Raw genomic sequence first — 8,494 nt, 5'->3', positions numbered from 1 at the left:
CCCCCCCCCCCCCACGGGGGGGGCCCCCCCGGGTATTGCGGCGCCGCCCACCGCTCACACGCAGACCAGGGCGTCGATCAGCCCTGCCACACCAGCGACTGGATCTCGCTGTACGCGGCCAGCGCGTACGAACCGCAGTCGCGGCCGACGCCGGACTTCTTGAAGCCGCCGAACGGGGCCTCCATGTTGCGGCCGACGGTGTTGATGCTGACGCCGCCCGAGCGGATGCGGCGCGCGACCCGGAAGGCGCGCTCGACGTCGCCGGAGAAGACGTAGCTGATCAGGCCGTAGTCCGAGTCGTTCGCGATCTTGGTGGCCTCTTCCTCGTCGTCGAACGGGATGACCGTGACGACGGGGCCGAAGAACTCCTCGCGGGCGATGGTCATCTGGTTCGTCGCCTCGGCGAACAGCGTCGGCGCGACGAAGAAGCCCTTCTCCAGGCCGGGGCGCTCGCCGCCCACCACGCAGTGCGCGCCCTCGGCCTTGCCCTGCGCGATGAGCGCCTCGACGCGGCCGCGCTGCACGGCGGAGATGACGGGGCCGACGGTGACGCCCTCGTCCGCCGGGTTGCCGACGGTCAGCGCCTTGGCGTACTGCTCCAGGCCCGCGACCAGCTGCTGGTAGACGCCGCGCTGCACGATCACGCGGGTCGGCGCGGTGCAGATCTGGCCCGAGTAGAAGCTCCACACGGTGCCGATGCCGGCCACCGCGGCGGCGATGTCCGCGTCGTCGAACACGACACACGCGCCCTTGCCGCCCAGCTCCATGAGCTGGCGCTTCATGCCGCGGCCCGCGACCTCGGCGATCTTCTGGCCGATGACGGTCGAACCGGTGAAGCTGACCATGTCCACGAACGGCGAGTCCACGGTCGCCTCGCCGACGTCCGGCGCCGAGCCGGTCACGACGTTGAGCACACCGGCGGGCAGGCCGGCCTCCTCCAGCGCCGCGGCCATGCGGTAGACGGCCAGCGGGTCCTGCGGCGCGGGCTTCACGACGCAGGTGTTGCCCATCGCGAGCGCCGGGGCGATCTTGCCCGCGGTGTTGGCGAGCGGGTTGTTGTACGAGGTGATGCAGGTGACCACGCCGACCGGCTGGCGCACCTCCAGCGCACCGAACACGCCCGCCTTGCTCAGCGGCGTGGCCGGGGTGATCTGCGGGTTGATCGCGAACTCGGTGGGCTCGAGGGCGCCCTTCGCGTAGCGCTTGAGGCGCGAGTACGCGGTACCGACGTGCATCATCATGCCGGTCGCGGGCGTGGCACCGGCCTCGGCGGCGGCCAGACCGGGGAGGTCCCCGCCCTTCCACAGCAGGTCGGCGGCCCGGTCCAGGATCGCGGCACGCTGCTCCGGCGGGGTCTGCGACCACGAGTCGAACGCCTGCGAGGCGGCCTCCGCGGCGGCGTACGCCTGCTCGACCGACGCCTCGGGGGCCAGGCCGATGACCGCTTCGGTCGCGGGGTTGATGACCTCGTAGTGGCCGCGAGCCGGCTCGACCCACTCGCCACCGATGAAGAGCTTCTGCGCCTCGCCACTCATAACTGCGTCGTCTCCCTCGCCCTGTACGCCGCGGTACGCCCGCACGACCTGTAGTCACGCAGAGTAATCCGACGCGTCGTCAGATTTCTCCGGTCTCATTTGATCCCTTACGCCGAGCATTGCCAAGAGGCAAGCGCGGCCCACCCAAGCGTCAAACGTCACACCGCCCGCCGCCGGAGTCGGCGACGGGCGGTGCGGAGTACGGGACGAACGGTCAGCCGCGGTCCTCTGCGGCAGCTTGGGCGTCCTCGGCGAAGACGTCGAGGGCGCTCTCGGCGTGGATGGCCCGGTCGAACCAGCGTCCCAACGTGTCCAGGTCGGTGCATTCCCGCACGCGGGCAGCGTCACCCTCGGAGAGCGTGATGCCGCGGCTCCCAAGGAGGTGGATCACCATCGCCGCCCGCTCGCCGGCCTTGGCGCGGGCCTCGAGCAGGGCCTTGCCGTCGGCTTCGGCCTGCTGCATCCATTCCTCGGCCAGCGTTCCCCGTCCGGGGAAGTAGACGCGCATCAGATTCCTCCAGTGCTCGCGCGCGGGGCCCCGCCCAGTCCTACCTCGACGAACTGGGCAAGGTAGTCCCGTAGGTCGCCAGGGACGGGTTGCTGTGTCATTGCTGCCACTCTCCGGCGACGTCGGTCCGGTGCGGAGCCCGCGTTTCGATACATGTCCTTCAGTGACCATGGCGCGACGCTGGGGAACGGGTGGCGTGCGCTTCCCGCGATTGGGTGAGGGTCCCCCGTTCGGGTGTATGGGGTGAAGAAGTGCGATAAGGGAGTGCGGCGCGCGGCGGGTAGCGCAGGAAAGGTGGTGTGCGCCCCCGTCCGGCGCGGAGCGCGTGCCGCATGGCGATCGGCCGATCGTCGGTCGGGGTGCGTAGTCTGGTGGGGAACCCCGGTCCCTCGCAGGATCGGGGCGTTCCGCGTTTGTCCGAGCCCCGCCGGGGCTCGTCCGTGCCGGTCCGGGTGCCCCCCACTCGGCCGCGCATCGTCTTGCCCGCGCGCCGTCCGGAGGATCCGCGCAAGTCATGAGCCTTACCGGTCTGCTTGATGTCGTCGTCACCGATCCCGCCGTCGCCGAGGCCACCGAGGCCGCCGCGGCAGGCGGCCGCCCCCATCTCGACCTGGTCGGTCCCCCCGCCCTGCGGCCGTTCGCGATCGCCGCGATCGCGGCGCGCGCCGGGCGTCCCGTGCTTGCTGTCACCGCCACCGGGCGGGAGAGCGAGGACCTGGTCAGCGCGCTCGGGTCGCTGCTCCCGCCGGACTCGGTCGTCGAGTTCCCCGCCTGGGAGACGCTGCCGCACGAGCGCCTGTCGCCCCGTTCCGACACCGTCGGCCGCCGGCTGGCGGTGCTGCGCAGGTTGGCGCACCCCGGTGCCGCCGATACCGCGGGCGGGCCGGTCAAGGTCGTCGTCGCGCCGGTGCGCAGCGTGCTGCAGCCGCAGGTGCGCGGCCTCGGCGACCTGGTCCCGGTCAGCCTGACGGCCGGTGCCGAAGCCGAGCTGGACGATGTGGTCGAGCGGCTCGCCGCGGCCGCCTACTCGCGTGTCGACCTGGTCGAGAAGCGCGGCGAGTTCGCGGTGCGCGGCGGCATCCTCGACGTCTTCCCGCCCACCGAGGAGCACCCCGTCCGGGTGGAGTTCTGGGGCGACCAGGTCGAGGAGATCCGCTACTTCAAGGTCGCCGACCAGCGCTCGCTGGAGGTCGCCGAAGGCGGCCTGTGGGCGCCGCCGTGCCGCGAGCTGCTGCTCACCGCCGAGGTGCGCGAGCGCGCCGCGGCGCTGCTGGCCGACCACCCGAACCTGGCCGACATGCTCGGCAAGATCAGCGAGGGCATCGCGGTCGAGGGCATGGAGTCGCTGGCCCCCGCGCTGGTGGACGACATGGAGCTGCTGCTCGACGTCCTCCCCGCGGGCAGCCACATCCTGGTCTGCGACCCCGAGCGGGTGCGGACCCGGGCCGCCGACCTGGTGGCCACCAGCCAGGAGTTCCTGGACGCGTCCTGGGCGGCCGCCGCGGGCGGCGGCGAGAGCCCGATCGACCTGGGTGCCGCGTCGCTGCGCAGCCTCGCGGACGTGCGCGAGCACGCCCGCGAGATCGGCCTGCCGTGGTGGACCACCAGCCCCTTCAGCGCGGACGTCGAGCTCGACATCCGGCTGGACGCGAACACCGCCGCGATCGGCGCGCACGCGGTCGAGTCGTACCGCGGCGACTCGGCGCGCGTGCTCGCCGACGTGAAGGGCCGGCTCGCCGAGGACTGGCGGATCGTGTTCGTCACCGAGGGGCACGGCCCGGCGCAGCGCTACGTCGAGATGCTGTCCGGGGAAGGGGTGGCGGCCCGCCTGGACCCGGACCTGCCGGGCGCCCCCGAGCCGGGCCTCGTGCACGTCACCACCGGGCGCATCGAGAACGGCTTCGTCTCCGACAGCCTCAAGCTGCTGGTGCTGACCGAGACCGACGTGTCCGGGCAGCGCAGTTCGACCAAGGACATGCGCCGGCTGCCCAGCCGCCGCCGCAACGTCGTGGACCCGCTGCAGCTGCGTACCGGCGACTTCGTGGTGCACGAGCAGCACGGCGTGGGCCGCTACATCGAGATGGTGCAGCGCACCGTCGGCGGCGCGCAGCGCGAGTACCTGGTGGTCGAGTACGCGCCCGCCAAGCGCGGCCAGCCCGGCGACCGGCTGTTCGTGCCCACCGACCAGCTGGAGCAGGTCACCAAGTACGTGGGCGGCGAAGCGCCTTCGCTGCACCGGCTGGGCGGCGCGGACTGGCAGAAGACCAAGTCCAAGGCGAAGAAGGCGGTCAAGCAGATCGCCGGCGAGCTGATCCAGCTCTACTCCGCGCGCATGGCCGCGCCCGGGCACGCGTTCGGCCCGGACACGCCGTGGCAGCGCGAGTTGGAGGACGCCTTCCCGTACGCCGAGACCCCCGACCAGCTCTCCTCGATCGAGGAGGTCAAGGCGGACATGGAGAAGACGGTCCCGATGGACCGGCTGATCTGCGGCGACGTCGGCTACGGCAAGACCGAGATCGCGGTGCGCGCGGCGTTCAAGGCGGTGCAGGACGGCAAGCAGGTCGCCGTCCTGGTGCCCACCACGCTGCTCGTGCAGCAGCACTTCTCGACGTTCGCCGAGCGGTACGCGCAGTTCCCGGTGAACGTCCGGGCGCTGTCCCGCTTCCAGACCGACTCGGAGGCCAAGGCCACCCTGGAGGGCCTGGCGGACGGCAGCGTCGACCTGGTCATCGGCACGCACCGGCTGTTCTCCAGCGAGACCCGGTTCAAGGACCTCGGCCTGGTCATCGTCGACGAGGAGCAGCGCTTCGGCGTCGAGCACAAGGAGCAGTTGAAGAAGCTGCGCGCGAACGTGGACGTGCTGACCATGTCGGCCACCCCGATCCCGCGCACCCTGGAGATGGCGGTCACCGGCATCCGCGAGATGTCCACGATCACCACGCCGCCCGAGGAGCGGCACCCGGTGCTGACCTTCGTCGGGCCGTACGACGACAAGCAGATCGCCGCCGCGGTGCGCCGCGAACTCCTGCGCGAGGGCCAGGTCTTCTACATCCACAACCGGGTGGAGTCGATCGACAAGGCGGCCGCGAAGATCCGCGAGCTGGTGCCCGAGGCGCGGGTGGCGACCGCGCACGGCCAGATGAACGAGAACGCCCTCGAACAGGTCGTGGTCGACTTCTGGGAGAAGGAGTTCGACGTCCTGGTCTGCACGACCATCGTCGAGTCCGGCATCGACATCTCCAACGCCAACACGCTCATCGTGGAGCGCGCGGACAACTTCGGCCTCTCCCAGCTGCACCAGCTGCGCGGCCGGGTGGGCCGCGGGCGCGAGCGGGCGTACGCGTACTTCCTGTACCCGCCGGAGAAGCCGCTGACCGAGACCGCGCACGAGCGGCTCGCCACCATCGCGCAGCACACCGAGATGGGTGCGGGCATGTTCGTGGCGATGAAGGACCTGGAGATCCGCGGCGCGGGCAACCTGCTCGGCGGCGAGCAGTCCGGGCACATCCAGGGCGTCGGGTTCGACCTGTACGTCCGGCTGGTCGGCGAGGCGGTCGCGGAGTACAAGGGCGACCAGGCCGAGGAAGTGCCCGAGGTCAAGGTCGAACTCCCGGTCGACGCGCACGTCCCGCACGACTACGTGCCGGGGGAGCGGCTGCGGCTGGAGGCGTACAAGCGCATCGCGGCGATCACGTGCGAGGAGGACATCGCCGCGGTACGCGAGGAACTGACGGACCGCTACGGCCCGTTGCCGCTGCCCGTGGAGAACCTCCTGGCGGTCGCGAAGTTCCGCGCGCATGTGCGCAAGGCGGGGCTGAGCGATGTGACGATGCAGGGCAACTTCGTCCGCTTCGGGCCGGTGGACCTGCGCGAGTCGCAGCAGCTGCGGCTGCAGCGGCTGTACCCGAAGACGCTGGTCAAGTCGGCGGTGCACCAGATCCTGGTGCCGAAGCCGATGACCGCGCGGATCGGCGGGCAGCCGGTGCGCGACGTGGCGCTCCTGGACTGGGCGCGCGACCTGGTCGACGCGGTGATCCTGGAGCCGATCGCGGCCGGCAAGTAGCGGTACGACGAACGACCGAGGCCCCCGGGCTTCCGGCTGCCGGCCGGAAACCCGGGGGCCTCGGCATGTCCAGGCAAGCCGAGGCATGTCTCGGCATGTTCCGTCGCGCTCCGGCCCGCCCGCCCGCACCACCCCGTCAGGTCGAGGGGCTTCCCTCGCGCAAAAAGTGATATCAGTTTGCTACTCTCATGGTGTCAGGGCCGAATACCAGGGAGGACCCCATGGCAGCCGACAATGCCGAGCCCACCGCGGTGGAGATGCCGGCCCCGCAGGTCCGCGAGCGCCTGATCCAGGGCGTCGGGGGAGTGCCCGCGCTGTTCATCGGGCTGCTCTTCCTGCTCATCGCGACCGCGGTCTTCTTCGCCGCGGGCACCGTGCAGGGCGGCGCCCGGGCCGGCGTGATCGCGCTCGGCGTGGTCATCGTCCTCGGCGCCCTGCTCGGGCTCTGCGGGCTGACCACCATCGCCCCCGGCCAGGCCCGCGTCATCCAGCTCTTCGGGCACTACAAGGGGACGCTGCGGCACGAGGGCCTGCGCTACGTGAACCCGCTGACCGACCGCACCCGGATCTCCACCCGGATCCGCAACCTGGAGACCCAGACCGCCAAGGTCAACGACTTCGACGGCAACCCGATCGAGATCGCCGCGGTGGTGGTGTGGCAGGTCCAGGACACCGCGCAGGCGATGTTCGAGGTCGACGACTTCGAGGAGTTCGTGGCGATCCAGACCGAGACCGCGGTCCGGCACATCGCGAACAGCTACCCGTACGACAACCACAACACCGACGGCCTCTCGCTGCGCGACAACGCCGACGAGATCACCGCCAAGCTGTCCGCCGAGATCGGCGTGCGGGTCGAGTCGGCAGGCGTACGGGTGATCGAGTCGCGCATCACCCGGCTCGCGTACGCCCCGGAGATCGCCCAGGCGATGCTGCGCCGCCAGCAGGCCGGCGCGGTCGTCGCGGCCCGCACTCGGATCGTCGAAGGGGCCGTGGGCATGGTCGAGATGGCCTTGAGCCGGCTCGAAGAAGGGGACCTCGTCGAACTCGACGACGAGCGCCGCGCGGCCATGGTGAGCAACCTGCTCGTGGTGCTGTGCAGCGAACAGGCCACGCAGCCGGTCGTCAACACCGGTTCCCTGTACCAATAGCGTTCGCGCTGATGACCGAGCGCAAGAAGATCCTCCTCCGTCTGGACCCGGCGGTCCACGACGCGGTGGCCCGCTGGGCGGCCGACGAACTGCGCAGTACGAACGCGCAGATCGAGTTCCTGCTGCGGCGGGCGCTGGGCGAAGCGGGCCGGATGCCGGGCGGCGCGGGACAGCCCGCCCGGCGGGGCCGGCCGCCGAAACGCGCGGCCGCCGCGGACCGGGCCGACCCGGCGGAGCCCGCCGAGCCGGCGGACCAGGCCGACCCGCCGGCGCCGCCGGACGAGGCGGACGAGGCGGACCACCAAGCGGACGACCACGGGGGCGACGATGCCGCTCGACACCGCATACGCGGTACTGGCGACGCTGACGGCGGGACTGGCGACAGTGGCGCTCTCGGCACCGACACGTAAGGACCGGCGCGAGAACGAGGAGGCCGGGAACCGGCCGACCGGACGGGAAGGGACCACGCGCGATGCCTGCAACGGACGATGTGCCGCTCACTCGGCGGATGTTCCTCCTGGCCTGTGACCCGGAGCGGCAGCGCCTCGCGGGCCGCGAGTACCTCGGCTTGGTCCTGAACGCCGCTGCCCTGCAAGAGCTGTACGACGACGGCCTCCTCGCCGACGACGACGGGCGGCCCCGGACCTCCGGGGCCCGCGGCGCCGCCCCGCGCAGCGCCCTCGCCGCGGCCGTGCACCGGCGGATCGCCGAGGACCCGAAGCCGCGCCCGTGGCGCTACTGGGTCAAGAAGGCCGAACGAGCCGCGGTCGGCACAGTGCGCGACGAACTGCTCGGCGAGCGGCTGATCCGCGTGCAGCACCGCCGGGTTCTACTCGTCCTGCGGTTCGAGAGCGTGCAGTTGCGGCAGCCGCGGCTGCGGACCGCGGTTCTGGGCGGGGTGCGGGACGCGCTGCGTCCGGCGCAGCCGGCGTCCCGGGTGCCGCACGGCGACGCGGCGGCCGCGGTGTTCGCGCACATCGGCGAGATGCGCCCGGTCATGTCCCGGGCGGAGCGCCGCGCGGCCCGCCCCAGGATCGCCGAACTGGAGCCGCGGCTCGGCCCGGTGCCGGCCGCGCTGCGCCGCACGGTGAAGGACAAGAAGTCCGATGTGGGCGGCGCGGCCTGACCCGAGGCGACAGGCGCAAGGCAGAAGCCAAGGCAGAAGCCCAGGCCAAGCAGGCGCAGCCCCAGGGCGGCAACAACGGCGGCACCAACGGCAGAAACAGCGGAAGGCCGGGCC

5 protein-coding genes and 1 pseudogene are annotated in these 8,494 nt (G+C 71.9%); 4 read left to right on the top strand and 2 right to left on the bottom strand.

Going from position 1 to position 8,494, the window contains the following annotated elements; genetic code table 11:
• Nucleotides 1-77: 77 nt before the first annotated feature.
• Nucleotides 78-1,535, bottom strand: a complete 1,458-nt coding sequence (locus LZ495_RS22540; RefSeq protein WP_235054653.1) for an aldehyde dehydrogenase family protein — start codon at nt 1,533-1,535, stop codon at nt 78-80.
• A 214-nt stretch (nt 1,536-1,749) separates the two neighbouring features.
• A complete protein-coding gene (locus tag LZ495_RS22535) occupies nt 1,750-2,043 on the bottom strand; it encodes a hypothetical protein (RefSeq protein ID WP_235054652.1) in 294 nt (97 codons plus the stop codon).
• Nucleotides 2,044-2,557: 514 nt separating this feature from the next.
• On the opposite strand from LZ495_RS22535, the gene mfd reads away from it, so the two are divergent.
• The 4 genes and pseudogenes from mfd (at nt 2,558) to LZ495_RS22515 (ending at nt 8,380) form a co-directional block, all read left to right on the top strand.
• Nucleotides 2,558-6,106, top strand: a complete 3,549-nt coding sequence (mfd, locus tag LZ495_RS22530; RefSeq protein WP_235054651.1) for a transcription-repair coupling factor — start codon at nt 2,558-2,560, stop codon at nt 6,104-6,106.
• A 221-nt stretch (nt 6,107-6,327) separates the two neighbouring features.
• Nucleotides 6,328-7,254, top strand: coding sequence for an SPFH domain-containing protein (locus LZ495_RS22525; RefSeq protein ID WP_235054650.1), 927 nt, complete (start codon nt 6,328-6,330; stop codon nt 7,252-7,254).
• An 11-nt stretch (nt 7,255-7,265) separates the two neighbouring features.
• Nucleotides 7,266-7,490, top strand: a pseudogene (locus LZ495_RS22520) (type II toxin-antitoxin system antitoxin); the annotation flags it as partial.
• Between the two features lie 236 nt (nt 7,491-7,726).
• On the top strand, nt 7,727-8,380 hold the full coding sequence (locus LZ495_RS22515; protein ID WP_235054649.1) for a GOLPH3/VPS74 family protein: 654 nt from the start codon (nt 7,727-7,729) through the stop codon (nt 8,378-8,380).
• Nucleotides 8,381-8,494 lie beyond the last annotated feature (114 nt).

The sequence above is a fragment of the Yinghuangia soli genome (assembly GCF_021502675.1).
GTDB classification, from domain to species: domain Bacteria; phylum Actinomycetota; class Actinomycetes; order Streptomycetales; family Streptomycetaceae; genus Yinghuangia; species Yinghuangia soli.
This window is presented reverse-complemented; position numbering and strand designations above follow the sequence as displayed.

Bases quoted from the DNA above. Each gene is read 5' to 3' on its own strand.
- LZ495_RS22525 (WP_235054650.1), top strand. From the start codon at position 6,328: ATGGCAGCCGACAATGCCGAGCCCACCGCGGTGGAGATGCCGGCCCCG.
- LZ495_RS22535 (WP_235054652.1), bottom strand. From the start codon at position 2,043: ATGCGCGTCTACTTCCCCGGACGGGGAACGCTGGCCGAGGAATGGATG.
- LZ495_RS22540 (WP_235054653.1), bottom strand. From the start codon at position 1,535: ATGAGTGGCGAGGCGCAGAAGCTCTTCATCGGTGGCGAGTGGGTCGAG.
- LZ495_RS22515 (WP_235054649.1), top strand. From the start codon at position 7,727: ATGCCTGCAACGGACGATGTGCCGCTCACTCGGCGGATGTTCCTCCTG.
- mfd (WP_235054651.1), top strand. From the start codon at position 2,558: ATGAGCCTTACCGGTCTGCTTGATGTCGTCGTCACCGATCCCGCCGTC.